Annotated in this window: 24 protein-coding genes and 1 tRNA gene; 16 read left to right on the top strand and 9 right to left on the bottom strand. The window is 62.9% G+C overall.

All coding sequences use genetic code 11. The features are described from left to right. The 7 genes from GGR23_RS20845 to GGR23_RS20815 form a co-directional block, all read left to right on the top strand. On the top strand, window positions 1-516 hold a 516-nt coding region (locus GGR23_RS20845), incomplete at its 5' end, for a hypothetical protein (RefSeq protein ID WP_210297041.1). Next, window positions 506-682, top strand: coding sequence for a hypothetical protein (locus GGR23_RS20840; RefSeq protein WP_183368278.1), 177 nt, complete (start codon window positions 506-508; stop codon window positions 680-682). The genes GGR23_RS20845 and GGR23_RS20840, both read left to right, overlap by 11 nt. Further along, a complete protein-coding gene (locus GGR23_RS20835; protein ID WP_183368277.1) occupies window positions 672-1,172 on the top strand; it encodes an HK97 family phage prohead protease in 501 nt (166 codons plus the stop codon). The genes GGR23_RS20840 and GGR23_RS20835 overlap by 11 nt, the downstream gene beginning before the upstream one ends. Before the next feature lie 480 nt (window positions 1,173-1,652). Further along, on the top strand, window positions 1,653-1,841 hold the full coding sequence (locus tag GGR23_RS20830; protein WP_183368276.1) for a hypothetical protein: 189 nt from the start codon (window positions 1,653-1,655) through the stop codon (window positions 1,839-1,841). A 3-nt stretch (window positions 1,842-1,844) separates the two neighbouring features. After that, window positions 1,845-4,937, top strand: coding sequence for a phage tail length tape measure family protein (locus tag GGR23_RS20825; protein WP_183368275.1), 3,093 nt, complete (start codon window positions 1,845-1,847; stop codon window positions 4,935-4,937). A 267-nt stretch (window positions 4,938-5,204) separates the two neighbouring features. After that, the gene (locus GGR23_RS20820) at window positions 5,205-5,768 is read left to right on the top strand and encodes a hypothetical protein (RefSeq protein ID WP_183368274.1); all 564 of its coding nucleotides are present in this window, start codon (window positions 5,205-5,207) and stop codon (window positions 5,766-5,768) included. A gap of 547 nt (window positions 5,769-6,315) precedes the next feature. Next, window positions 6,316-6,585 carry a hypothetical protein gene (locus GGR23_RS20815; RefSeq protein WP_183368273.1) on the top strand — a complete coding sequence of 90 codons (270 nt, stop codon included), beginning with the start codon at window positions 6,316-6,318 and terminating at the stop codon, window positions 6,583-6,585. A gap of 653 nt (window positions 6,586-7,238) precedes the next feature. Here the strand turns inward: GGR23_RS20815 and GGR23_RS20810 are convergent. Next, window positions 7,239-7,574, bottom strand: a complete 336-nt coding sequence (locus GGR23_RS20810) for a hypothetical protein (RefSeq protein ID WP_183368272.1) — start codon at window positions 7,572-7,574, stop codon at window positions 7,239-7,241. 353 nt (window positions 7,575-7,927) lie between these two features. Here GGR23_RS20810 and GGR23_RS20805 point away from each other — a divergent pair, with 353 nt between their 5' ends. Beyond that, window positions 7,928-8,308: a hypothetical protein gene (locus tag GGR23_RS20805; protein ID WP_183368271.1), complete on the top strand. Its 381-nt coding sequence runs from the start codon at window positions 7,928-7,930 to the stop codon at window positions 8,306-8,308. Between the two features lie 11 nt (window positions 8,309-8,319). After that, window positions 8,320-8,400 (top strand) — tRNA-Tyr (locus GGR23_RS20800). Between the two features lie 56 nt (window positions 8,401-8,456). On the opposite strand, the gene GGR23_RS20795 is transcribed toward GGR23_RS20800, so the two are convergent. Next, window positions 8,457-8,654 (bottom strand): hypothetical protein, encoded by a 198-nt coding sequence (locus tag GGR23_RS20795; RefSeq protein WP_183368270.1) that lies wholly within the window; start codon window positions 8,652-8,654, stop codon window positions 8,457-8,459. A gap of 975 nt (window positions 8,655-9,629) precedes the next feature. Here GGR23_RS20795 and GGR23_RS20790 point away from each other — a divergent pair. Continuing rightward, window positions 9,630-10,142, top strand: a complete 513-nt coding sequence (locus GGR23_RS20790; RefSeq protein ID WP_183368269.1) for a hypothetical protein — start codon at window positions 9,630-9,632, stop codon at window positions 10,140-10,142. Between the two features lie 145 nt (window positions 10,143-10,287). On the opposite strand, the gene GGR23_RS20785 is transcribed toward GGR23_RS20790, so the two are convergent. Continuing rightward, on the bottom strand, window positions 10,288-10,545 hold the full coding sequence (locus tag GGR23_RS20785; protein WP_210297040.1) for a con-10 family general stress protein: 258 nt from the start codon (window positions 10,543-10,545) through the stop codon (window positions 10,288-10,290). Between the two features lie 252 nt (window positions 10,546-10,797). On the opposite strand from GGR23_RS20785, the gene GGR23_RS20780 reads away from it, so the two are divergent. From GGR23_RS20780 to GGR23_RS20765, 4 genes are all read left to right on the top strand, one after another. Beyond that, window positions 10,798-11,502: a fumarylacetoacetate hydrolase family protein gene (locus GGR23_RS20780; protein ID WP_183368267.1), complete on the top strand. Its 705-nt coding sequence runs from the start codon at window positions 10,798-10,800 to the stop codon at window positions 11,500-11,502. A 25-nt stretch (window positions 11,503-11,527) separates the two neighbouring features. Continuing rightward, window positions 11,528-12,055 carry a DapH/DapD/GlmU-related protein gene (locus GGR23_RS20775; RefSeq protein WP_183368266.1) on the top strand — a complete coding sequence of 176 codons (528 nt, stop codon included), beginning with the start codon at window positions 11,528-11,530 and terminating at the stop codon, window positions 12,053-12,055. 81 nt (window positions 12,056-12,136) lie between these two features. Then, entirely contained in the window at window positions 12,137-13,081 is a 945-nt protein-coding gene (gene gcvA / locus GGR23_RS20770) for a transcriptional regulator GcvA (protein WP_183368265.1), read from the top strand. A 95-nt stretch (window positions 13,082-13,176) separates the two neighbouring features. Continuing rightward, window positions 13,177-13,443, top strand: a complete 267-nt coding sequence (locus GGR23_RS20765) for a hypothetical protein (protein WP_183368264.1) — start codon at window positions 13,177-13,179, stop codon at window positions 13,441-13,443. Window positions 13,444-13,602: 159 nt separating this feature from the next. Here the strand turns inward: GGR23_RS20765 and GGR23_RS20760 are convergent, their stop codons facing one another. Genes GGR23_RS20760 through GGR23_RS20750 form a run of 3 tightly spaced genes read right to left on the bottom strand, consistent with a single transcriptional unit; the run spans window position 13,603 to window position 15,744 of the window. Then, on the bottom strand, window positions 13,603-14,010 hold the full coding sequence (locus GGR23_RS20760) for a Fur family transcriptional regulator (protein WP_183368263.1): 408 nt from the start codon (window positions 14,008-14,010) through the stop codon (window positions 13,603-13,605). Next, entirely contained in the window at window positions 14,007-14,831 is an 825-nt protein-coding gene (locus tag GGR23_RS20755; RefSeq protein ID WP_183368262.1) for a metal ABC transporter permease, read from the bottom strand. Before GGR23_RS20755 ends, GGR23_RS20760 begins: the two co-directional genes overlap by 4 nt. Beyond that, a complete protein-coding gene (locus GGR23_RS20750; protein WP_183368261.1) occupies window positions 14,824-15,744 on the bottom strand; it encodes an ATP-binding cassette domain-containing protein in 921 nt (306 codons plus the stop codon). Before GGR23_RS20750 ends, GGR23_RS20755 begins: the two co-directional genes overlap by 8 nt. A 91-nt stretch (window positions 15,745-15,835) precedes the next feature. Here GGR23_RS20750 and GGR23_RS20745 point away from each other — a divergent pair, with 91 nt between their 5' ends. Next, window positions 15,836-16,828: a zinc ABC transporter substrate-binding protein gene (locus GGR23_RS20745; RefSeq protein WP_382340977.1), complete on the top strand. Its 993-nt coding sequence runs from the start codon at window positions 15,836-15,838 to the stop codon at window positions 16,826-16,828. A gap of 73 nt (window positions 16,829-16,901) precedes the next feature. Then, window positions 16,902-18,806 (top strand): O-linked N-acetylglucosamine transferase, SPINDLY family protein, encoded by a 1,905-nt coding sequence (locus tag GGR23_RS20740; RefSeq protein WP_183368260.1) that lies wholly within the window; start codon window positions 16,902-16,904, stop codon window positions 18,804-18,806. A 7-nt stretch (window positions 18,807-18,813) separates the two neighbouring features. Here the strand turns inward: GGR23_RS20740 and GGR23_RS20735 are convergent, their stop codons facing one another. From GGR23_RS20735 to GGR23_RS20725, 3 genes are read right to left on the bottom strand one after another with little or no spacing between them, the layout of a single operon-like run. Next, the gene (locus GGR23_RS20735; protein ID WP_183368259.1) at window positions 18,814-19,950 is read right to left on the bottom strand and encodes a Gfo/Idh/MocA family protein; all 1,137 of its coding nucleotides are present in this window, start codon (window positions 19,948-19,950) and stop codon (window positions 18,814-18,816) included. Between the two features lie 15 nt (window positions 19,951-19,965). Continuing rightward, window positions 19,966-20,727, bottom strand: a complete 762-nt coding sequence (locus tag GGR23_RS20730) for a sugar phosphate isomerase/epimerase family protein (RefSeq protein ID WP_183368258.1) — start codon at window positions 20,725-20,727, stop codon at window positions 19,966-19,968. A gap of 43 nt (window positions 20,728-20,770) precedes the next feature. Next, complete coding sequence (locus tag GGR23_RS20725) at window positions 20,771-23,227, bottom strand: beta-mannosidase (protein WP_183368257.1); 2,457 nt, start codon at window positions 23,225-23,227, stop codon at window positions 20,771-20,773.

Genomic DNA, 23,227 nt, shown 5'->3' with positions numbered 1-23,227 from the left:
ACCGACTATCGGGATATGACCACGCGGCTGGCTCTGCTGCATGAGAAGCTGGGGAAACTTGCGGCGGAAAAACTGGAGCTTCAGGAAGAGCTCGCCAATGCGCCGCGGTCCGCATCATATAGCTCCAACGTCGCCGCGCTGATCGGCGAGGACACTGACGCCAGCACAGTTAATGGGAAGCGGGCTCGTCTTCGCGAGCTTGTTGCAGAAGAGCGAGATGTTGAGCAGGCGATCGCAATCGTAGAGCGCCGCCGTGCCGAGCGCATTAGTCCAGCTTCTGTTTCTGCATGCAATGCGGCACGGCCGGAATACGGCAAGCGGGTCGCTGCATTCATTGAAGCGCTGAAGGCGGCGAAGGCCGCCTATGACACACTCGACGAGGTGCCTGACGCACTGGAACGGGAAGGCGCGCAAATAGGATACCTGCAACCGGTTCGCGTGCCGTTCTTCGCTGGCAATGATAATGCGATGACCCGTCTTATCGCTGAAGCGAAAGAGGCTGGCCATGTCGGTTGAACGTGCGGTTTCAAAGTCTGGAACGCGCGAGCGCCTCGTCACAATGCCTGGTGGCGCGGCAATCCGCACATCCGCAACGGCGCGCGAGATCGCAGAAAAGTTGCGCGCGCGGTCGAAGCTAGCCGAAGCCGAGGCCAAGCTGCGGAAGTATGAAAATGGCCGATGAGATCACTGGTTACGTTGCCCGCTTCAATCGCGAGGCGGTAATTGCCGGAGCCTGGCGTGAAGTCCTGGCTCCGGGCTGCTTCACAAGATCATTGCGCGACTTCCCCGACGTGGTTGCGTTACTGGACCACGACAGCGGCCGGGTGATCGGCAGGACTTCGGCAGGAACGCTCGAACTTGCTGAAGACGCGCAGGGGCTTCGCTTCAGGCTGATGCCCGACCCATCAACGCCATCCGGTCAGGAGGCGCTCGGAACGGTGCGCCGCGGCGATGTTCGGGGTTGCTCCTTCGGCTTCTTCGTAGCCGATGAGGAATGGCAAGATGGCGGCAAGCGCCTGCCGCTTCGCATTATCAAAGAGGTCGAACTCTTTGAAATAACCCTCACTGCCTTTCCGGCCTACGGAGATGACACCGAAGCGACCCTTTCCGGCACTGCCGGCGCTGCGGCAAGGGCTGCGGCTAAGATGCGCGCGCGCGGCATCACCTCTTGAGGGAGGGGTGGGTCCGATCTCTGGCCCGATCCGGCCTCCGTACCGGCGATGGGCAAACGCGTGCATTTCCGCAAATGAAAACATGGGGTGCCGATGGCTAGACCTCGAAAACCGCTCGCCGTTGCCAAAATAACTGGCGCGACGATAAAGGATCCACAGCGATACCGCCCAAGGATTGAACCGACATGCCTTCAACATCTCGGTGATCCGCCAGATTTCATGGATTCCGCGGCTGCGACTGCTTGGCGCGAACTGGCAGCCGACATGCCGTGGCTGAACGGTTCGCATCGCGGCATCCTAGAGATTGCCGCAATTCTGAAAGCCAAGATGGTCCAGCAGACGCTGTGCACTTCAGGCCTTAACCTTCTCCGCCTTTGTCTCGGCCAGATGGGCGCAACGCCGGCGACAGCACGTTTCGCATCCAGCCCCTGCGACAATCCGGAAGACCCAGCGGATCAGTACTTTAGATAGGAATTTCATATGCTTAGAAAAATTATGCATGAAGCTGCGCAGCAATTTGCGGTGCGCCTTATGCAAGAAGGCGTCGAACCTCAGATGGTGGCGGAGGCCTTGGTAACGGCCGGCGCCGCAACGTACGCGGTTGCAGGGAAAGATGCACTGGCCCTCACGCTGGTTGAAGAAATCGCCCTCGCCGAAATCGAGGGCTAGCGCATGGCCGACAATACCGATGACCTGATAATTTCGATTAGCACCGATCAGGCCACGCTTCGGCGCAGCATCAAGCGTATTGAGCAGGATCTCGGAACGCTTGCCGGCACTGTAAAGAAGCAGTTTGACGCGGTAGGCAAGTCCGTTGACAACTCTGTCACGACTGCCATGCAGAACCGCATCAACGCCATGGTTGGCATTGGTGCGAAGGGTGTGAAGGAGTGGAATGGAGCGCTTGCTGATCAAGGCAAGGAGCTCGAGCGCCTTCGTGCGAAATACAATCCGCTTTTCGCAGTTCAGTCGCAGTACCGTAAAAACGCGGACGACATCAAGCGCGCGCACGCACTTGGGGCGATCTCTTCAACGGAATATCAGGCTGCCATGTCGCGCGAGCGGCAGGCGGCACTTGCCGCTACCGCTGCCATTAAGGGGCGGAACCAGGCGATTAGCGCCGGTCCAGGCCGGTTAACTTCCAACGGCGCTGGGGCATACCAAACCGCCAATATCGCGGCGCAGTTTCAGGATATCGGCGTAACAGCCGCGATGGGTATGAACCCGCTGCAGATTGCTCTGCAGCAGGGCACGCAGCTTTCTTCGGTCTTTCAGACCATGGGGGGTGGGAAGGCCGTTGTCGCAGGGCTGGCGGAAGCATTTGCTTCGCTCGTAAATCCTGTTTCTCTTGTCACGATCGGCCTTGTGGCTGGTGGCGCTGCCGCGATCCAGTACTTTTCATCCGTTTCATCCGGCGGGGAGAAGTCCGAAGAAACGTTGCGCCGTGAAGAAGAGCTGATCCAGAAGGTCATCGACAAGTGGGGTAGCGCTCTTCCAGAGCTGCGAAAATACGAAGAGGCGCGGCAGAAACTTGCAGATAGCGCCGATATTAAGGACGCAGCTGCCATTGAAGCAGCCCGCCAATGGGAGGAACTGAGGAGTAGGGTCAGCGATCTTACGGTGGAGTTCGCCGATGTGGTGTCGCTGTTGTCGGCTGCTGGCGCAGAGGCAGATCAAGTCTCAACTCTTCAGCGCGCCTTTTCTGATCTCGCCGCTGCTATCAAGGATGGGTCCGCAACGACCGAGCAGGCCAAAGCGGTACAGACCGCCCTTGCCGCATTCGCAAGCCAAACCGGCGTACCCGCCATCGCGGATTTTGCGGCGCAGTTTGATGGTCTGGCCGCCTCGATTGGCAAGTCGTCCACGAACGCAGCTAAGCTGAAGCAGGACGCGGCCATTCTCGTGGATCTGGTCAAGAAGCTTCCGCCGCTTGGCACGCTGAATCCTATGACATCGGCAGGCGGTCGGTTCATCACCGACCCCAATGAGCAGCAGAGCCAGCGTGCGCGTGATGCCGAAAGCGCGGATCCTAAAATTCTCTCGAACGGGCAATGGGTCACCCCGCCAACTCCGACCCCGCGTCCGAACATTGAACTAGAAGGCCTCCCCGGCGATACCAAAAAGGCCGGCTCCGCATCCAACGCCTATCGCGATCTGGTCAAATCGGCAGACGATCGTCTTGCGCAGATGCGCCAGGAGATTGAGCTCACCGGCAAGGCAGGCATTGAAGCCGATGCGCTGCGGTTCAAGCTGGATCTGCTGCAGCAGGCGGAAGATAAAGGCCGAAAGCTAAGCGCCGAGCAGCGCGGGGAGCTTGAGAAGAAGGTTGATCTTTACAAGCAATACAGCGAGCAGCTTGCAAAGGCCAAGCTACAGCAGGATCTACTAGAGCAGCGCAAGCTCTCTGGTTTGTCCTCCACTGAGCAGAAGGTGTACAGCACGCTTCAGCAGTATGGGCGTCCAACGGATCTGGCCAGCGACGAAGCTGCCGCGATCCGGCAGATGATCCAGATGCAGGACACGCAGGACGGCATCAAGTCATTTCTGACAGACTTCCAATCGGCACTGGTTAGCAGTGGCGGAGACATCGGTGAGGCGTTCGCCACGGCGATCAAGAACGCCATCAACAACGTGCTTTCCAAGGTGCTTGATCAGGCTCTGACAAACCTGTCGAAGGCGATCACTGGCGCGATTTTCGGTGATGGCGCATCATCCAGTGGCGGCGGTGCTGTTGCCGGTGTCGTGAGCGCTGTTGGCGCGGCGCCGGTTATTCCGGTTCAGCGTAGTGGTCTCGGAAATATTAGCTCTTACGCTAAGGCCATCCAGTCCATTGAGAGCGGCGGTAACTACGGCGCCCTCGGCCCAATCACGAAGAGCGGCGACAGGGCGTATGGTGCCTATCAGGTAATGGGCGCCAATATCCCTTCGTGGACCAAGGGCGCACTCGGGCAGTCAATGTCACCTTCCGCCTTCCTATCCAGCCCGTCTGCCCAGGATGCGGTGTTCAATAAGTATTTCGGCGCATCCGTTGCCAAGTATGGAAACCCGCAGGACGCGGCTAGTGTCTGGTTTACCGGGCGGCCGCTGGCGCAGGGAGCAGGTGCTGCTGACATCCTTGGAACCACCGGCAGCCAGTACGTTGACAAGTTCAACAACGCACTTGGCAAGCTCGGCGAGACGGCAGAGGCGGCAACAAGCGGCCTCGGCACATTCGGATCTGGTCTGACGCAAGTAGGATCGGCTCTCGGTGGCGCTGGTGGCGGGGGCGGAGGTGGCGGTGGTCTTTTCTCGTTCCTCGGGTCGCTGTTTGGCGGTGGCGGGAAGACAAGCGGAAGCCTGTATACAAGCGACCGCCTGTTCAGAGCGGCTGGCGGACCTGTTTCCGGACCCGGGACAGGCACGAGCGACAGCATCCCAACGATGCTTTCCAACGGGGAATTCGTCGTTAACGCGCGCTCGAGCCGCAAGCACATGGCGCTTTTGCATGCCATCAACAACGGCACCATAGGGCACATGGCTGCAGGCGGCGTCGTTCGTCCCGTCGCCGTTCCCGTCATGCCATCCGTCGCCAGGATGGGCAATGCCAACGACAACGGCAGCCGCAGCGGCGTTCTCAACGTGCACATCCACGGCGCCAACGGCGATGATCATGTGCGCAACCTTGTCAAGCAAGGTGTTGACCAAGGGATTGCCGCACAGAACGAGCAAATGCGCCGCGGTGGCTTCGGCACCATGAACAACCGCTATAGCAGCCAGAAGGGTTGATATGCCGTATCGAAGTTTTACGTCATGCACACATTATGAACATGCAGACTCGGCGGAAATCTTCCGCCGAGTTCGCGAAATGGATTTGCGGGCAAACACCAGCACATATGCACTGAACGTACACCACGATCCAATCATCTCCCCAATTGTTGGAAGCATCCTGACTGCAGCATTTGGGGCAGTTCCGGCAGCCGTACAGGGCATTGTTACCGCCCTGGTCACCACTGCGGCCGTTGGCGGCATCCAAGTAATCGAATCGAGGCCGAAATGAGTATCGTCAACGTTATTGTAGATGTCGATCATGTTACTTTCGTCACCGACACGCGGGCTGTGGTCGCTGGTGGATTGAAGCGTTTCGACGTGATGAAAACGGCCGTTTTCAATCACATGGCCCTGATGCTGGCTACCCGCGGCAAGCTGTCCGCGCTGGAAAAGTACAGCCGGCTAATTCAGGAGTACAGCACGGACTACCTCACGGCGATCGACGTGGTGAAAGCGCGGCTGACGGACGCTGATGAAGAAGTGTTCATTGGCGGCATCTACGGCGGCCGCCCGCGTGCTTGCCGGATCGCCATAGTAGACGGCCGCGCTGAAGTCTTGGAACTGCCCGGAGGCTGCGCCACGCCATCAGTTTCCGAAGAGGACTTCGCGAGCTACGCTGCCGATCCCATTGCCGGCATGCCAGCGCTGCTGGCCGCCCAGGCTCGCCGATCTTCGGCCTGTGGTGGTTGGGCCAACGTCGCAACCATGCGCAACGAGAACGGCACCGTTGTTACCACGAACTACACAATGGCCCGCATTCCAGAAGTGAAACGTGTTTTGGAGCGGTGATGTGTCGCGCTGGTGTCTCGCTGTTTTACAATTCTTTGTGTAGAACGTGAAACAGATGTTGCGCTGTTGCGCTTTGCGCTACAAGGTGCATTTACCCTCACAAGGGTAACGGGCCGAGACGGAAACTGGTGTGGAGCCAGTTCCCGTCCCGGGGCTTTAGGAGCCAGAGACCCAGCGCGGTTGGACTCGCTTAGGCTTGTGGCTGTTTCGGGGATGGAAGCCGAAATCGAATCACTTCTGTCTCCTGTAAATATTACTACTCGTTCTCGATCGATCTGGACAAACCGTGGTGGTGGAAACGCACAGGTTTTTTGTTCACGGTGCGTTCCATTGCGGAACCTGAAGGCGCCACTGCAAACGACCCGCGTTAGGAACCTATCGACAAGGTGGAGGTCAAGTTCGTCACTTCCGGTGGGCTGAAATCTACCGCGGCTAACCGGTGGGCCGGACCGTGCATGGTTTGCAATGCAAGGTTCGGACAATTGTCCGTGCTCTAGTTTGCCCCGAGATGGCATGCCTTGGCTTGACCGTTTTCACAGAGGGCACAATGAAACTTAAGCGCTCATGGGTATACAGAAGGAGCGTTCACGCCGGCCGTACAACCAGCATCGACGCTGAATGGGTGATGCCGCCAACCGGCGCTCTGCACCACGGTGTTGAGTTCGCGTTTGATCTAGGCACAGACGAAAAAAGTGAGAAAATCACACTGTTCCTACACAACGCCGACTTTGAGAACATCGCCAGACTAATGGCGGAGGCGGATCGGGAGAAGGCGATACAGGCCTTTGCCAAAGCTCTTATCTGGAAAAAGGGGTAAAGCGGTTCCGGCTCTGCGCGGCAGAGATGAAATCCTAGCGGGGCTAAAGACCACCAATATCATCTTGCCTCTCAAAGATCTTGGTTCTGCATCGGCGAGGCGCACGACGGCTGACTTTGGAGCCGACAGATAAGCGGATGACGTAACAACCATCTAGCCCGTATAGAATGGTGAAACTGGAGTTTTCACCATGCGCTTCACGTACAAACGAACCACCAAGGCCGCCACCACAGAAGTAGATGTCGAGATCAAGGATGGGCTGATTGTCGGCGTGCTCCACCTCATAGCCAGCTTCTTCAAATGAAGAGCCAGCCACTCGGCGGGCTTTTTTGCGTCAGCAGCCCCTAATGCCGTCAGTTATCCCCTTCGTCAGGAACGGCATAACGAACTGACCGGTATACATAGTGAGATCGGATCCACCTGCAGTCTGCTTTACGTTGACCGTGTAGAGATAGTGGCCGTTGATCATTCCAGCTGTCGGCACGATGTCGTACTCTCGATTTGGCACCAGTGTCTGCGCTACGAATCGCCAGCGCTCAATCGCGACTGCGTTGTATGACTTCTCGATGGACGGGATCAGACAGGCCACCGCATCATTAGCATTCTTAGCCGTCTTGAACTGAGCGAATGGCTTTCCTGACCTAACCTGCGCGTCAGTCTGGCATGAGGCCAGGGCAGCTACGGCTGCTGCGAGAATTAAAAAACGCTTCACTTGAGTTCCCAATTTTTCGTGCTGCGGCTACGGACATATTCGACCAGAGATCTTCAATGGATTCTACCACCTTGAAGAACCCATCGTCCAAGTCATGATCCTCAAGAAGCTCTTGAAATCGGTCAAAATCCTGTGCGCACTTTTCAACATACCGATAAACTTGGCTTGCTTGCTCAGCAGTAAGATCTGGCGCAATCAGTATTGCGGCGACTTTGTGCGCCATGTCCTTTGCAATTTCGCTTTGCTCACGAAGAGCGTCCAATAAGTAGTTTGACATGTGAGCCTCTCCACCTTCAACACAACCAAAGATGTGATAGATGCCCACTATAAACGAGGCAAAGTTGATTTTACCGTGACAGCCATCTGCGTTAGAGGCCCTCTAGCTGTTGGCGGAAAATGCGTTAGCGGTGTCCGAGCCAAGATAAGCACGACAAAGCATTTCGACTTCAGAATGCAAACCGGAACAAAATTTCTTCTGAGCGTTATCGCATGAAGCGAATTAATTGATAAATATAACTACCTTACAAATTTGTCAAAATTGTCATAAAAACAATAACTTATTTCATTTAACGCTGTTGACTTCGCGAGATTTTCTCATGATGCTTTGCCCGTCAAATCGAGGGAAAAGAAATGCTTCACATTCACGCCGACGACTTCCAAAACATACTTTCAGCGGATCCGCTGGTGAACATGTACAGAGCGGCTGTTGCCGCCGTAAATCAGGCCGATGACGAGGACAACGAAAAGGCAGGCGAAGCCTATCACGCAGTCATTGACCAGATCGGACGCGCAGCCTCTACGCAGGATCCGGTTGACGTCAGGGGCGTCATCGTCCGGCTCGGCTACGTTCTAGGCTCAATCGACCGACTGGTGGAGGCGACCCGCGCGGATCTCGAAACGACGGAGATTGTTGAAGAGATGGAGGCGCACCTTCGGCGTTCCGTGAACTGTCTCGCGAAGATCGGCGCCGTGAACATCCATGGCGAGGGGATTGGTTTTCACCACGTCTAATTCAGAGTGCTGGCCGCTTACCGGCCCGGTCTTCTACACCGGACACCGTAACTGGAGGGGAGATGCGCGTTCGAATCGCGCCGCGGCCGCCAGTTCACCACAGGCGAGTGCTCACCACCGGCCCAACACGTGCCGTGCGCTCGCCGCCCTACCCTACCCGCTGGCCACCGTCCGGTCGAAGCCCTTTGCCGCAGTGCCGGCGGGTAGTGGTACGAACGAAAGTACGAACGTCAACCAGAACGCCCTGTTTTTCAGGACGATCCGTCCAGTCCAGCATGGGAACGAAGGCGAAGATCTTGCCGCCGGAATAAGGGCTCTTTCCCGCTAATGCCGCATTGTCAGCCATGGATCGATTCCGGATTACCTAAATTAGATTTTCTTGCTTTTTCTGTCCGAGATTGCTATTCTGACTCTCGGATTATCGGGATGGAGAAGGAATAGCCATCCCCGCCGCTCTCCCCCCGCAAGGGGTGTTTGCGGCTCTCCTACTACGGATCCGCCCGATAAGGAAGCGCGGTTCGCCGGCAAGCGAAAAGCCCGGGTGCGGGTATGCGGGAAGCTGGCGGCTTCAAGGGGCCAACGCCTCGGGGCGGCGAAAGGCGGCCCGCAGGGGCCGGCACCGCTCGCGGCAGAGGAGCGGCCCGTAAGGGGCCAGCGCCCCGGGCGGCCAAGAGGGCGAGCCGCAGAGATCGGTGCCCCGGGCGGTTAAGTCGGGCTGTAAAGGGCCAACGCCTCCGGGCGGCGAAAGGCGGCCCGCAGGGGCCGGCACCGCTCGCGGCAGAGGAGCGGCCCGTAAGGGGCCAGCGCCCCGGGCTGTTAAGGCGGCGCGTAAGGGGCCAACGCCTCGGGGCGGCGAAAGGTGGCCCGCAGGCGAAGGCATAACTGGCGGCAGAGGAGCGGCCCGTAAGGGTGAAGCGCTCTGGGCGACCAAGGGCGGGCTGCAGAGATCGGTGCCCCGGGCGTTAGGGCCGCTCGTAAGGGGCAAGCGCGTCTGGGCAGCGACATGAGGCCCGCAGGGGCAGGCACCACTGGCGGCAGAGGAGCGGCCCGTAAGGGTGAAGCACCCCGGGCGGCCATGGGGGCGAGCCGCAGAGATCGGTGCCCCGGGCGGTTAAGGCCGCCCGTAAGGGGCAAGCGCGTCTGGGCAGCGACATGAAGCCCGCAGGGGCCGGCGCCACTGGCGGCAGAGGAGCGGCCCGTAAGGGTGAAGCGCCCCGGGCGGCCAAGGGCGGCCCGCAGGGGCCAGTGTATCGGCCGGTGGAGGGCGGCGAAGGGCGGCGGCCTCCACAAATAGGACATATTCCCCGCCGATGTGCGCCGCATGGCTTCGCTTCTCAAGGAACTCTCCCTCGCAATCGGCCTGCTTTCCAGCGACGACGCACAGGTCGCGCTGAAGGAGGGCTGGCAGGGCTATGTCTGGCGGGTTCGGCCCGTGGAACACTGCGCGGCGCCGGACGAGCGCGGCTTCTGCACCCTGCTGGAAAGCCGGTGGGACTGGAAGCGCGACCAGCATTACGTTTTCGCGGTGAAGATGGATGGGGAAGAGAACCGGATCGAGACCCGCGTCCTCCTCGACAACCGCGACCCCGACGACGACGATCACGTCTGCATCGCGGCGGTGTTCTACGACCGGGACGACCGGGAGGTGGCGGTGGATTTCCGGCACATCTATTCGGTGCCGGGCCAGAAGACGGGCGGGGAAGCGGTGCTCATGCCCATGCGGCCGCTGAAGGAGGCCACCCGCGTTGCCATCGGCTCGAAGCAGTGCGATGCGGCTGCGGAAGAGGATGCGGCGCTCTTTGCCTCGGTGCGGGACAAGTTGGGGCAGAAATAGCGGCCGGAAGAGGGCCGGAAATAGCGAAGGAGGCCAAAAGGCCTCCTTCGAGCTTCGCGAAAGAACGGTCGTCTGCCGGACGGGCTACGCGGGTGATCACGCCTCGGTCCGGCAAGCGGGCGGCGCCCAGAAGGGGCGCACGGCCTCACCGGCTTGCATGCGAAGCTTCACCGCCCTTGCGGCCTGCCTGTGCCGCGCGTTCGCGGTCATTCTTGAAGTTGCCGCCGGATGCCTCGCCGCCCTTGCGGCCGGCTGCCGCTGCCCGGGCCGGATCGTTCTTGAAATTGCCGCCAGAAGACATGCCGCCCTTGGAGGCGATTTCGCGCTGACGTGCAGGATCCATCGATGCAAAGCCCCGGGTCGACCGGCCACCAGACTGGTTTCCACCCTGGTTGTTCGCCATGATTGTTTCCTCCGTGTTGTCACGAGATGGGACCATTCCCACTAAGGAGGGCCCATGAGCGGGGCCCGGACTTGCTGAACGCGGTTCGTTCAGGATCGTTCCGCTCGGTACGCCAGCTGACTGAAAATATTCACAGGAATCAGCCCCTTCGGCAGGCGGAGAAAAGCTTTCCCCGGCGCGCCGGATCGGCATAATGCAGCCGAAGAAACCGATGCATTCCGCGAGTCCCGCGCCAAAGGAGCAAAGACCGACATGACCGAACCCGCAGCTTCCCGCCTGGTCATACCCGCGCCGCGTCCGGTGCTGCTTCCGGTGGAGGGAGAGGATGGGCTTTTCCCGGTCCGGCGGGTCTATTGCGTCGGGAGAAACTATGCCGACCACGCGCTCGAGATGGGCGGCGATCCCAGCCGCGAACCGCCCTTCTTCTTCCAGAAGAACCCGGACAACCTGGTGTCGCCGCCCGGTGACTTTCCCTATCCGCCGCTCTCCGCCGATGTGCATCACGAGGTGGAGCTGATGGTGGCGATCGGCAAGGGCGGGGCGGATATTGCGGAGGACGACGCGCTCGGCCATGTCTACGGCTATGGCGTGGCCATCGATTTCACCCGGCGGGACCGACAGGCGGAGGCGAAGAAGGCGGGGCGGCCCTGGGAGGTCGCCAAGGCCTTCGAGCAGTCCGCCCCCTGCTCTGCCCTCGTGCCCGCGGCCCGGATCGGCCATCCTGATAAGGCAGGCATCTGGCTCGAGGTCAATGGCAGCCGGCGCCAGTCCGGCGACATCGCGCAGATGATCTGGCGCGTGCCGGAAATCATCGCCGCCCTGTCCCGGCTTTTCGTGCTCGCGCCCGGCGACGTGATCCTGACCGGCACGCCCGCCGGCGTCGGCCCCGTCTCGCGCGGCGATACGATCGCCTGCGGCATCGACGGCATTGCCACGCGCCGTCTCACCGTCATCTGAACCCCGCATACCGGAGGACCTGCCCGTGCCGCTCTATTCGCTTGGCGACAAGACACCCGAAACGCCCGCCGACGACCGCTACTGGGTCGCCCCCGACGCCCATGTGATCGGCGAAGTGCATCTCGGCGAGGATGTCGGCATCTGGTTCGGTGCCGTTCTGCGCGGCGACAACGAGCCGATCACCATCGGCGCCCGCACCAACATCCAGGAAGGCGTCATGGTGCATGTGGATCCCGGCTTCCCTGTGACCATCGGCGAGGGCTGCACCATCGGCCATCATGCGATCGTCCATGGCTGCACCATCGGCGAAAACTCGCTGGTCGGCATGGGCGCGACGGTGCTGAACGGCGCCAGGATCGGCCGCAACTGCCTGATCGGCGCCAATGCGCTGGTGACGGAGGGGAAGGAGTTTCCGGACAATTCGCTGATCGTCGGCTCGCCTGCCCGCGCCATCCGGACGCTGGACGAGAAGGCGGCCGAGGGGCTGAAACGGTCCGCCGACAGCTATGTGCGCAACTGGAAGCGCTTCGCACGGGACCTGCGCCGCCTCTGAGGCCGGGCGGATGCCGGCCGTTGACCTTCGGGCCGGGCGCGGATAGGCTTTTCCGAACTTCAAGGAAAACTATCAGACGCCATGCGAAGCGCGCCAGGCACCCGCACCCTCAGAACCCTTGCCGCCGCCGGGCGGCACCTCAACTTCACCCGGGCGGCCGACGAACTCGGCCTAACCCCGGCTGCGGTGAGCTTCCAGATAAAGGAACTCGAGACGACGCTCGGCTACGAGCTGTTCCAGCGCACCGGCCGGTCGATGGTGCTGACGGATGCCGGAAAAATCCTCTGCGCGGCGGCGGAAGAGGCCATCGACACGATGAACCGGGCCGTAAGCCGGGTCGCGCGGCTGAAGCGCGACGAACGCCAGCTCAAGGTCACGGTCGACCCGCAATTCGCGACGAAATGGCTGATGCGGCACATCGTCGAGTTCCGCCGGCGCCATCCTGAAATCGACGTGCGCTTCGATGTCTCCTACGAGCTCAGGGATTTCGAGATCGACGACGTGGATATCGCCATCCGCTTCGGCACGGGAAACTATCCCGGCTGCACGACGGATCGCCTGTTTTCCAACGTGATAGCGCCGGTTTGCAGCCCCCGCCTGCTGAAGGGCGAGCGGCCCATCCGGACGCCGTCGGACCTGTTGCAGCACACGCTCGCTCATATCCACTGGACCGGCGACGGCCTGACCTGGCCCACCTGGTCGGTCTGGATGGCCGCTGCGGGCATTCCGGATTTCGACGACGACAACACGCTCGTCTTCGAAAAGTCCTCGGACGCCATCGAGGCGGCGATGACGGGCGAGGTCGTGGCGCTGGCGGATTTTTCCATGGTCGCGAACGACCTTTCGGAAGGACGGCTCGTCCGGCCGTTCGACCTCGGCGTCACCGTCCCGCCGGAATTCGGCTACTACCTGGTCTACCCCACCGCCGAAACGCTGAACGAGCGGGTGGCCGTGTTCCGCGACTGGGTGCTGGAAGCCGCAAGGGCGGTGCAGGGCCGCGAGGCGGCAGGATCAAGTTTTCCTTGAAGCACTCTCAAGTATTCCGCGTTTCCCCAATGCAAGCTGAAAGTGCATGATCCCTGCAATGGGCGAAAGCCCGCTCGCATATGAAAGGCAGGATCATGTCCGTTTCCCTCAAAATCCAGGCTGGCTGGGACGCCCCGGCAGCCTCGCCCGCTCCGCGCACCAGGACCGCAACCCATCTTCGGCTGGTCGAACCGACCATTGCGGTGGCACCTGTTGTCATCACACCCGATGTGGCGCGCCTTCCCGAGCATCTGCTGCGGGACATCGGCCTGGAGCCGCACATGGTCGCCCGCCCGCTGCCGCTCGAAACGCTCTCCGCGTCGCTGCGCTTCCTCGAGCGGCTGATCCTTCGGCGTCCCTAGGCGACCGCGACGTCCCGCGATACTCCCGGGCTGATCTCGTTATACCCGGGTTCACTGCGTGATGCCCGGGCTCACCCCGTGACGCCCCGGGCTCACCTCAAGGCCAGGAAGGGCACGGAGACCGTGCCCTTTTCCATGCAGACGGCGCCCTCGCCCGTCTCAGGCGGCGCAGCGCGCGCAAAGCCCGCGGATCTCGATGGTGGTCTTTTCCGGACGGAAATTGCGGGCCTTCGCCCAGACCGTCAGGCGATGATCGATCTCGTGATCGTGGAATTCGTCCGCCTGCCCGCATCCCGTGCAGATCGCAAAGGCAACCGTTCCGTGCGAATGCCCGCCGCAGCAGGAAGCGTTGCGATGGGCGCAGGCGACGAAGGCGTTGAGGCTTTCCAGCCGGTGCACCAGCCCCGCCTCGGTCAGTTTGTCGAGGGCACGGTAGACCTGCAGCGGCGCGCGGAAGCCGTGATCCCGCAACCGGTCCAGGATGGTGTAGGCGCTGATCGGCTGTTCGGCGCGCACCAGCACGTCGAAGACAAGGCTCTGGTTCTTGGTCAGTGCGGGCGCAATCATCGGCGGCCCTCCCTTTCTGCAGCCTCCGCCCCGGCACCGCGGCCGAAAGGCAGGAGGCTGATCAGGAACATCATGAGTGCCGCAACGGCGATCGAGGGGCCGGAGGGCGTGTCGTAGTGCAGGGAGCCGTAGAGCCCGCCGACCACCGCCGCCGCACCGATGAGCGAGGCAAGCACCGCCATCATCTCCGGCGTGCGGGAGAAGCGGCGCGCGGCAGCCGCCGGGATCACCAGCAGCGAGGTGATGAGCAGGATGCCGACGATCTTCATGGCAATCGCGATCACCAGCGCCATCAGGAGCATGAAGGCCAGCTTTGCCCTTTCCGGATGCATGCCCTCGGCCTCGGCGATCTCGGCCGAGACGGTGGAGGCAAGCAGCGGCCGCCAGAGCGCCGCGACAGCGGCCAGCACCAGCACCCCGCCGCCCCAGATGATGCCGACATCCTGCCGGGAAACCGCAAGGATATCGCCGAAGAGGAAGCCCATCAGGTCGACGCGCACCCAGGTCATGAAGGCGACGATGACGAGGCCGATGGCAAGCGTCGCGTGGGACAGGATGCCGAGCAGCGCATCGGCGGACAGCCCGCCGCGCTTCTGCAGCACGATGAGCAGGAGAGAAATGGCCGCCGCCACGACGAAGACGCTCACCATCAGGTTGACGCTGAAGAGAAGCGAAAGCGCAATGCCGAGCAGCGCGGAATGGGCCATCGTATCGCCGAAATAGGCCATCCGCCGCCAGATGATGAAGCAGCCGAGCGGACCGGTGGTGATGGCAAGGCCGATGCCGGCCAGCATGGCGCGGAAGAAGAAATCGTCAAGCATCGGCAGCCCCCTCGCCCGTGGCGGGCACTTCGGGCTGAAGCCTGCCCTTGTACATCAGGTGCAGGCGGGGCTCGCCGCAGCCGCAATCATCGTCATGGACATGGCCCGGATGATGTCCGTCACCGGGATAGCAGCGATCCGTGATCTGCCCGTCCGCGTGGAGAACGCGGCCATCCGGCAGATGGGTGTGATCGTGCTGGTGGTTGTAGAAGGCGAGCGCTCCCGCCGCACGACCGCCGAAGAGCCGCGAATATTCCGGGCTTTTCGAGACGGCAGCCGGCGTTCCCCGGCAGCAGACATGGCCGTTCAGGCAGATCACGGTATCCGTCTCGGCCATGACCACGTGCAGGTCGTGGGAAATCAGCAGGATGCCGCAGCCGGTCTCGTCGCGGATCTTGCGGATGAGCTCGTAAAGGGCAATCTCGCCATTGAAATCGACACCCTGCACCGGCTCGTCGAGCACCAGCAGATCGGGCTTGCGGGCTATGGCGCGGGCAAGGAGCGCGCGCTGGAACTCGCCGCCCGAGAGATGCTGCACCTCGGCGCCCGCCATGTGGGCGATGCCGGCAGCCTCGAGCGCGGCAACGAGGTCGCTTTCGGCCAGCGGGCCCGTCAGCGTCATCAGCCGGCGCACCGTCAGCGGCAGCGTCCAGTCCACCTGCAGCTTCTGCGGCACATAGCCGATCCGCAGGCCGGGCCGGCGCTCGACCCAGCCTTCCGTGGGCTTGAGGACCCCGGTCGCGGTTTTGGCGGTGGTGGATTTGCCGGAACCGTTCGGCCCGATGAGCGTCACGATCTCGCGCGGGCTGACGGAAAAGCCGACATCGCGCACGAGCCAGCGGTCGCCACGGCGCACGCCCACCCCCTTGAGGGTGATCAGCGGCGGGCCATTCGGGGAAGAGCGGTCGAGCATTTTTTCTCTTTCATGCCTGTTGCCACAGCCTATGCCACACGTTATAGCATAACGCAATGAATGTAATAACATTACAAAACGGAGGCAAGTGGTGACGCTCAGCAAATGGTTTCCCTTCGCAGGTCTGGCGGCCGGCGTTTCGCTCTCGCTGCTCGGCAGCTTTCCCGCCCACGGCCAGGAAGCGCCGGTCGTGACCGCATCGGTCAAGCCGCTGCATTCGCTGGTGGCGGCGGTCATGCAGGGCGTCGGCGAGCCGAAGCTCATCGTCGGCGGCTCGGCATCGCCGCACACCTACAGCCTGAAGCCCTCCAATGCGGCCGACATCGAGAGTGCGAAGGTGATCTTCTGGATGGGCGCGGATTTCGAGCATTTTCTCGAAGAGCCGATGAAATCCCTGGGCGCCAATGCGCAGATCGTGGCGATGCAGGATGCGCCCGGCCTGACGAAGCTTCCCTTCCGCGAAGGCGGCGCATTCGAAGCCCATGACGACGGCGATCACGCCGAGGAAGCCCATGCGGATCACGACGGCGCGGAAGAGGCCCATCACGACCACGGGGAAGAAGGCGCCTACGACCTGCATTTCTGGCTGGACCCGCAAAATGCGGTGGCCATGGTGGAAAGCATCCGCGATACGCTGGAAAAGGCAGACCCCGCCCATGCCGAGCAGTACCGGGCGAATGCACGGGCGGTGGAGGCCAATCTGGAGGCGCTCGACCGGGAGCTTGCCGATACGCTGGCCCCCATCCGGAACAAGCCCTTCGTGGTGTTCCACGATGCCTACCAGTATTTCGAAAAGCGCTACGGGCTGAGGGTCGCAGGCTCGATCACCGTCTCGCCCGAAACGCCTCCGGGAGCGGAGCGCGTGCGCGAAATCCACGACAAGATCGCCTCGCTGGGCGCCACCTGCGTCTTCGCCGAGCCGCAGTTCGAGCCGAAGCTCGTGGGGGTGGTGACGGAAGGATCCGCGGCGCGCTCCGGCACGCTGGATCCGGAGGGCGGCACGCTTGCCGAAGGGCCCGACCTCTACTTCACCCTGATGCGCACCATCGCTTCCTCGCTCACGGAATGCCTCGGAAAAAGCTGAGCGGCATCAGCAACGCGCAAGGCTCGGTTCGTAAGGCTCGTCTCCGATACTTATGTGATTTTGGAGACGAGTCTTGACCGTCGATGCCCGCATTCAGGAGGCGCGCGCCAGGCTGGAGACGCGCCGCTACGGCGAAGCGCTGGCCGTGCTTCAGCCGATCATCACCCCCGACAGCAGCGAAGAGGTGCTGGCGCTGGTGGGCGAAGCGCTGGCCGGAATGGGGCACAAGGCCGATGCGGCGGAATTCTTCGAAAGCGCGGCGGCGCTCAGTCAATCCGCCGCCTACGACCACGCCAGGCGGGCGGCCGAACTTCACCTCGCCGCCGGCAACGACGACAAGGCGCAGCTGATCGCCCTTCGCCTCCTGCAGCAGCGGCCCGAGGACCCCGCCCTCGCCTTCATGCTCATCACCATCTTCGAAAAGACCGGCGAATTGCAGCTCGTCGACGCGCTGAAGCACCGGCTGGTCGAGAGCGAGGTGCCGGAACACCTGCAGATGGCGGCGCGGCTGCTTGCGAGCGACCCCTACTCGCCCTCCAATGCCGTCGTGTACCGCAAGCTCCGGGCCCTTTTCCCGAACGATCCCTACATCCGCTTCACCCATCTGGGCTTTGCCCGGGAGAGATGCGAATTCGAGGTGGTGGAGAAGGAAGAAGCGGCGATCCGCGCGGAACTGGCACGCGGCAACACGGCGATCCTGCAATTCGAGGAACCCCATGCCGCGCTCATCTGGCTGGAGGATGAGGCCCTGCTGCGCAAGGCGGCGAACACCGGCGCCCTGCCGCTCTACACGGAGGAAAGCCGCCGCAGGCGGCGCGCGATGCCGCATCGCTGGGGCGAGCGCATCCGCATCGGCTATGTCAGCTCCGACCTCTGGGACGACCACGCGACCATGCGGCTTCTGGGCGACGTGTTGCGTCACCATGACCGCAACCGGTTCGAGATCACGCTGTTCTGCGCCACACCGGAGAAGTACCGGTCCTTCGATGGCGGCGGGCGATCCGGCTGGGGCAAGATCGTCTCCATCCGCGAGATGGACGACGCGGCCGCAGAAGCCGCGATCCGTGCCCGCGGCATCGACATTCTGGTGGACCTCAAGGGCCACACCGGCAATCACCGCTGCGGCATCTTCAACCGGCAGGCCGCGCCGGTGCAGGTGGCGTGGCTGGGCTTTCCCGGATCGGCCGCAGGCGTGGATTGCGACTATGTGATCGGCGACCGGTTCACGCTGCCGGACGGCTCCGCACCGCATTTCCACGAGCTCTTCTGCCGCCTGCCCGAAAGCTACCAGCCGAACGATCCCTCTGCCCGGCAACGACCGGCGGCGGTGAGCCGCGCCGCCCTCGGCCTGCCGGAGGACGTCTTCCTCTTCGCCTCGTTCAACGGCACGAAGAAGCTCACGCCCGGGACGCTGGACATCTGGGCCGAGGTGCTGAAGGAAGCGCCCGAAGCGCATCTCTGGATCATGGCGCACGGGCAGACGGTGAAGCCCGCCTTCGCCCGGCGCGGCATCGATCCGGCGCGGATACATCCGGCCAGCAAATGCGCCTATGCGGATCATATCGCCCGCGTCCAGGCAGCGGACCTCGCGCTCGACACCTTCCCCTGCAACGGCCACACCACCACGTCGGACATGCTGTGGGCGGGATTGCCGGTTGTCACCATGAAGGGACAGACCTTTGCCGGGCGGGTTTCGGAAAGCCTGCTTCACGCCATCGGCCTGCCGGAGCTGGTGGCCGAGGGACGCGAGGGCTTCGTGGCGCTGGCATCCGCCATCGCCCGTTCCCCGGGAACGTCGGACGCGCTGAAGGCGCGGCTCGAGGAAAACCGCTTCCGCGCACCGCTCTTCGATTCCGAGCGGTTCTGCCGCCATCTGGAGGCGGCGTTCCGCACGATGGCCGACCGCGCCCGGGCCGGCGAGCCGCCCGCCGCCTTCGACGTGCCGGCCCTGCCGCCCCGCGCGGGCACCTTCCGCTAGGGCGCCCTCACTTCAGGAGCGCGCTGGCCTCCTCGATGCCGAGTGCGGCGGGCTGGGTGCAGGTGGTGGTCATCTCCACGAAACGCCCTTCCGCGCCCGATTTCAGGATCGAGGTCATCACGTCCACACCATGCAGCGTGCGATCCAGCGAGCAGCGGGCGTCGCGCCCCGTCTCCAGCGCCGCCACCATGTCGGCGAGGCCGGCGGTGCGGTAGTTGGCGAGCGGCCCGAGATGCGGATGATCCTGGTTGAGCCTGCCGAAGGGATGGTCCCAGGGCGAAAGCTCGCGCGTTTCCGCGCCGGCCGGCGTCACCTCCACCTTGCCGCCGAAGAAGTTCGGGTCCGGCACGAAGATCGAGCCTTCCGTGCCATAGAGCTCCATGTTGGCATGGCGGTGCGCCCAGACATCCCAGCTGGCGGACAGCGTGATGGTTGCACCGCTCTGGAATTCGAGGAGCGCGTGGATGTTGGTCGGCGTCTTCACCGGGATGACCTCTCCCTTGCGCGGCTCGCTGGAGATGGTGCGGCTTTCCCGCGCCATGTTGGTGAGCGCCGCAACCCGCTTCACCGGGCCGATGAGGTTGATGAGATTGGCGATGTAATAGGGCCCCATGTCGAGGATCGGCCCGCCGCCGGGCAGGAAGAAGAAGTCCGGGCTCGGATGCCACATTTCCATCCCCGGCCCCATCACGTGGCAGGTGCCCGACGTGACCTTGCCGATGCCGCCGGCATCGATGAACTGGCGGGCCTGCTGGTGCGCGCCCCCGAGGAACGTGTCCGGCGCGCAGCCGACGGCCAGCCCCTTCGCCGTCGCGATGCGGCGGAGATCCTCGCCCTCCTCCAGCGAGAGCACCAGCGGCTTTTCCGAATAGGCATGCTTGCCCGCCTCGAGGATGCGCTTCGTCACCGCATAATGGGCATCCGGAATGGTGAGGTTGACGATCACATCGATCTCGTCATTGGCGAGCAGGTCTTCGATGGACTGGGCGCGCACGCCATATTCGGCCGCGCGGGCTTCCGCCGCCGCCGGGTTGAGATCGGCGCAGGCGCGCACCTCCAGCCCCTTGAAGAGCGGCGCCAGCGAGAAATAGGTGGTGGAGATGTTGCCGCATCCGAGGATGCCGACGCCATAGGTCTTGGTCATGGTATTCTACCCTGTTCAGAAGGACTGGAAGGCTGCGATGGAGCGCGTGGCAAAGCGCTGGAGATCGTTCGGATTGTCGTGCTCCATGATGAAATGGCGGGCGGGCGTGGCCTTCAGCGCCGGCATGAGCTTCGCCCAGGGCACGATGCCGGAACCGACATCTGCCCAGCCGTCCTCATCCGCGTTCTGGCCCGAGGGCGCGATGTCCTTCACGTGCACGGAGGTGATGCGATGGCCCATGCGCTCGATCCACTCGAAGGGATCGGCACCGCCCCGGACGATCCAGGCGATATCCGCTTCCCAGGAAAGCGAGGGGCCGCCGCTGAAGATCTGTTCCTGCGCCGTGGAGCCGTCCTCCAGCGGGAAGAACTCGAAATCGTGATTGTGCCAGCCGAAATCGAGACCGGCGGCGACGAGCGGCGCGCCGGCCTTTTCCAGCCGCTGGCCGAGCGCGAACCAGCCTTTCGCCGTCGTCGGGCGGTGTTCCGGCGGCAGCCAGGGGCAATAGGCGCTCTCGAAGCCGAGGGCCCGGGCGATCTCGATGGCGCGGGTGGGATTGCTTTCCAGAATGTCGATCGAAAAATGCCCTGTCGGCATGGTCAGCCCGTTGCGGTCGAGATCGGCCCTGAGGGCTGAAAGCTCGCCGTCGCTCATGCCCTCGTAGATGAAGCCGAAGCCTTCCACCTCGCCATAGCCGGCGGCAGCGAGCGTGGCGAAGACATCGGCGAAGGGCTGGAAGTTGCGGGCGCTGTAGAGCTGGAAACTGGCCTTGGTCATGGATCTGTCCTTGCGGGGGTCGTGGATTAGGGGAAGGCTTCGGCTAGAGCGCCGGCGCCTGGCTCGAATGGAGGTCGTGGAGGCGGAAGGCGGGCACGGCCGCTCCGGCTCCTTCTCCTGTTGGCGTGAAGACGAGGCGGCGCGTTTCGCCGGCCGAGAGATCGAAGAGATTGTCGCTGAACCGGCCGGGGCAATCCGCCTCCGCCAGAACGAAGAGCGCCAGACCCTGCGCGGTGACATCCACCGACCAGCGGCCATCGGGCTCGCGGATCGCCGTGACGGTGAGGCCGGCGGGTTTCAGCGCCAGCGCCTTCCAGACGTCGGCCACCAGATGCCCCTCGCCGGTCATGCCGTTCGAAGCCTCGAACCGCCAGGCAAGCACCTGCCCCTCGGGCAGCTTCACGCGGGGAAGGAAGCCCAGTTCCAGCGCACGGTCGGTCGGACATTTGCCCGCCATGTCGCCGAGAGACTGGCGGCGGCCGTCGAGATCGAGCGCGTAAAGCCGGGCATTCACCCGGACAGGCTCTGCCGTATCGTTGATCATGGTGAAGCGATAGCCGCCCTCTTCCGGAACGACGGCCACATGCACCGGCTGGAAGAAGCGCCTGGCCGCATGATGCAGCGCCTTCCAGCCGCCGCCATGGTCGAGGCTCGACCAGGAGGCGACGGGCCACGTGTCGTTGAGCTGCCAGTAGAGCGTGCCCATGCAATGGGGTTTCAGCGAGCGCCAGTAATCCACCGCCGTCTGGATGGCGACGGCCTGCTGTACCTGGCTGAGATAGACGAAGCTTTCGAAGCTGGTGGGGAAGCGGAAGTAGCGGAACATGGTGCCCGCAATCCGCTCGTTGCCGCCCTTGTTCTTCTGGTGCCGCTCCATGACCGGCGAGGCGATGTTGAGATCCCCGGGCGCGGCAAAGCCGTGGATCACGGGCATGGACGTATAGGACTGGAAGCCGAATTCCGAGCAGAAGCGCGGCTTGACGCTGCGGTAGTTGTCGAAGCTCCTGTTCTCGTGCCAGACGGACCAGTAATGCATGTCGCCGGAACCGTCCGCATGCCAGGCGTCGCCATAATCGAGATAGCCGGAGGCGGGGCTCGACGGCCACCACATGGCATCGGGTGCCGCCGCCTTCATCGCCGTCTCGATGGTGCGGTTCAGCCGGTCGTAGGAGACGAGATAGCGGTCGCGGTTCTTGCGCGACACCTCGAACCAGGTGAGCGCGCCGACCAGCTCGTTGTCGCCGCACCAGAGCACGATGGAGGGATGGCTGGCGAGCCGGCGCACCTGATGATCCACTTCCTCCCGGACGTTTTCGAGGAAGTCCGGCGTCGAGGGGTAGAGGTTGCAGGCGAACATGAAGTCCTGCCAGACCATGAGCCCCAGCCGGTCGCAGATGTCGTAGAACCAGTCCGCCTCGTAGAAGCCGCCGCCCCAGATGCGGATCATGTTCATGTTCGCGTCGACAGCGGACCGGAGCAGCGCCTCGGTCTTCTCCCGGCTGGTGCGGGAAAAGAGCGCGTCGGCGGGGATCCAGTTCGCCCCCTTGCAGAAGATTTCCCGGCCATTGACCGACAGCGCGAAACGGCTGCCCGCCGCATCCGGCGTGGTGATGAGCTCCACCTGCCGGAAGCCGATCTCGCGCCGCACCGTCTCGCCACCGGCGGAAACCGCCAGCGGATAAAGTGCCTGCTCACCGGCCCCGACCGGCCACCAGAGTTGGGGCCTCGCGACGGTGAAGACATGGGTGACGCGGTTCATGCCGGGATGGAGCGGGCAATCGATCCGCACCGCGTCATCGCCCAGCGCCAGTGTCACCGGGGCGTGACCGGCTTCCGCAGCGTGAAGCATCACCTCCACACGCAAGGAAACCGCGCCATCCGCCTGAAAATGCTGGCGTGTCATGACATGCTCGATGCGGCAGGCATCGAGCCTTTTCAGCCCCACCGTGCCATAAAGACCGAGCGGGGCGAGCGCGATGTTCCAGTCCCAGCCGAAATGGCACTGCGGTTTGCGCAGCATGTTGCCATAGGGGATCGGCGAGTTCATCTCCAGCCATGGCACCTCGAAGGGCTGCGCCTCGAAGCGCTTCCGCCCCTCCTCGATGCTGCAAGGAAAATGGAAGCGGATGCGGTTTCGCCCCGGCCTCAGCGCGGCGCTGACATCGGGCCTGTAGCGGCGGAAGCAGTTGTCCGCCTGAAGCACCGGTATATCGTTGAGGAAGACGGTCGCGACCGTATCCACGTTGTCGAGGTCGAGATACCAGCGGCCGGACGCATCGGCGAGATCGAAGTCGCGCTCGATGATCCAGCCGGTCTCGGCCACCCACTGCACCCGCTTCTCGTTTTCGCCATGATAGGGATCGGGAATGATGCCCGTCGCTTCCAGCGCCGAATGCACGTCGCCGGGCACGGTCATCTCCGCCCGATGCAGCCCGTCCACCGAGGCGAGATGCCAGGTGCCCGCAAGATCCAGAGATGTCACCGGCAGGTGATCGCCCAT

Source organism: Gellertiella hungarica, from assembly GCF_014197145.1.
In the GTDB taxonomy this organism is placed as follows: Bacteria; Pseudomonadota; Alphaproteobacteria; order Rhizobiales; family Rhizobiaceae; genus Gellertiella; species Gellertiella hungarica.
This window is presented reverse-complemented; position numbering and strand designations above follow the sequence as displayed.

What these genes read in the sequence shown, in the direction of transcription:
- GGR23_RS20840 (WP_183368278.1), top strand. Translation starts at nt 506, where the DNA reads ATGTCGGTTGAACGTGCGGTTTCAAAGTCTGGAACGCGCGAGCGCCTC.
- GGR23_RS20835 (WP_183368277.1), top strand. Translation starts at nt 672, where the DNA reads ATGGCCGATGAGATCACTGGTTACGTTGCCCGCTTCAATCGCGAGGCG.
- GGR23_RS20830 (WP_183368276.1), top strand. Translation starts at nt 1,653, where the DNA reads ATGCTTAGAAAAATTATGCATGAAGCTGCGCAGCAATTTGCGGTGCGC.
- GGR23_RS20825 (WP_183368275.1), top strand. Translation starts at nt 1,845, where the DNA reads ATGGCCGACAATACCGATGACCTGATAATTTCGATTAGCACCGATCAG.
- GGR23_RS20820 (WP_183368274.1), top strand. Translation starts at nt 5,205, where the DNA reads ATGAGTATCGTCAACGTTATTGTAGATGTCGATCATGTTACTTTCGTC.
- GGR23_RS20815 (WP_183368273.1), top strand. Translation starts at nt 6,316, where the DNA reads ATGAAACTTAAGCGCTCATGGGTATACAGAAGGAGCGTTCACGCCGGC.
- GGR23_RS20810 (WP_183368272.1), bottom strand. Translation starts at nt 7,574, where the DNA reads ATGTCAAACTACTTATTGGACGCTCTTCGTGAGCAAAGCGAAATTGCA.
- GGR23_RS20805 (WP_183368271.1), top strand. Translation starts at nt 7,928, where the DNA reads ATGCTTCACATTCACGCCGACGACTTCCAAAACATACTTTCAGCGGAT.
- GGR23_RS20795 (WP_183368270.1), bottom strand. Translation starts at nt 8,654, where the DNA reads ATGGCTGACAATGCGGCATTAGCGGGAAAGAGCCCTTATTCCGGCGGC.
- GGR23_RS20790 (WP_183368269.1), top strand. Translation starts at nt 9,630, where the DNA reads ATGGCTTCGCTTCTCAAGGAACTCTCCCTCGCAATCGGCCTGCTTTCC.
- GGR23_RS20785 (WP_210297040.1), bottom strand. Translation starts at nt 10,545, where the DNA reads ATGGCGAACAACCAGGGTGGAAACCAGTCTGGTGGCCGGTCGACCCGG.
- GGR23_RS20780 (WP_183368267.1), top strand. Translation starts at nt 10,798, where the DNA reads ATGACCGAACCCGCAGCTTCCCGCCTGGTCATACCCGCGCCGCGTCCG.
- gcvA (WP_183368265.1), top strand. Translation starts at nt 12,137, where the DNA reads ATGCGAAGCGCGCCAGGCACCCGCACCCTCAGAACCCTTGCCGCCGCC.
- GGR23_RS20765 (WP_183368264.1), top strand. Translation starts at nt 13,177, where the DNA reads ATGTCCGTTTCCCTCAAAATCCAGGCTGGCTGGGACGCCCCGGCAGCC.
- GGR23_RS20760 (WP_183368263.1), bottom strand. Translation starts at nt 14,010, where the DNA reads ATGATTGCGCCCGCACTGACCAAGAACCAGAGCCTTGTCTTCGACGTG.
- GGR23_RS20755 (WP_183368262.1), bottom strand. Translation starts at nt 14,831, where the DNA reads ATGCTTGACGATTTCTTCTTCCGCGCCATGCTGGCCGGCATCGGCCTT.
- GGR23_RS20750 (WP_183368261.1), bottom strand. Translation starts at nt 15,744, where the DNA reads ATGCTCGACCGCTCTTCCCCGAATGGCCCGCCGCTGATCACCCTCAAG.
- GGR23_RS20735 (WP_183368259.1), bottom strand. Translation starts at nt 19,950, where the DNA reads ATGACCAAGACCTATGGCGTCGGCATCCTCGGATGCGGCAACATCTCC.
- GGR23_RS20730 (WP_183368258.1), bottom strand. Translation starts at nt 20,727, where the DNA reads ATGACCAAGGCCAGTTTCCAGCTCTACAGCGCCCGCAACTTCCAGCCC.
- GGR23_RS20725 (WP_183368257.1), bottom strand. Translation starts at nt 23,227, where the DNA reads ATGGGCGATCACCTGCCGGTGACATCTCTGGATCTTGCGGGCACCTGG.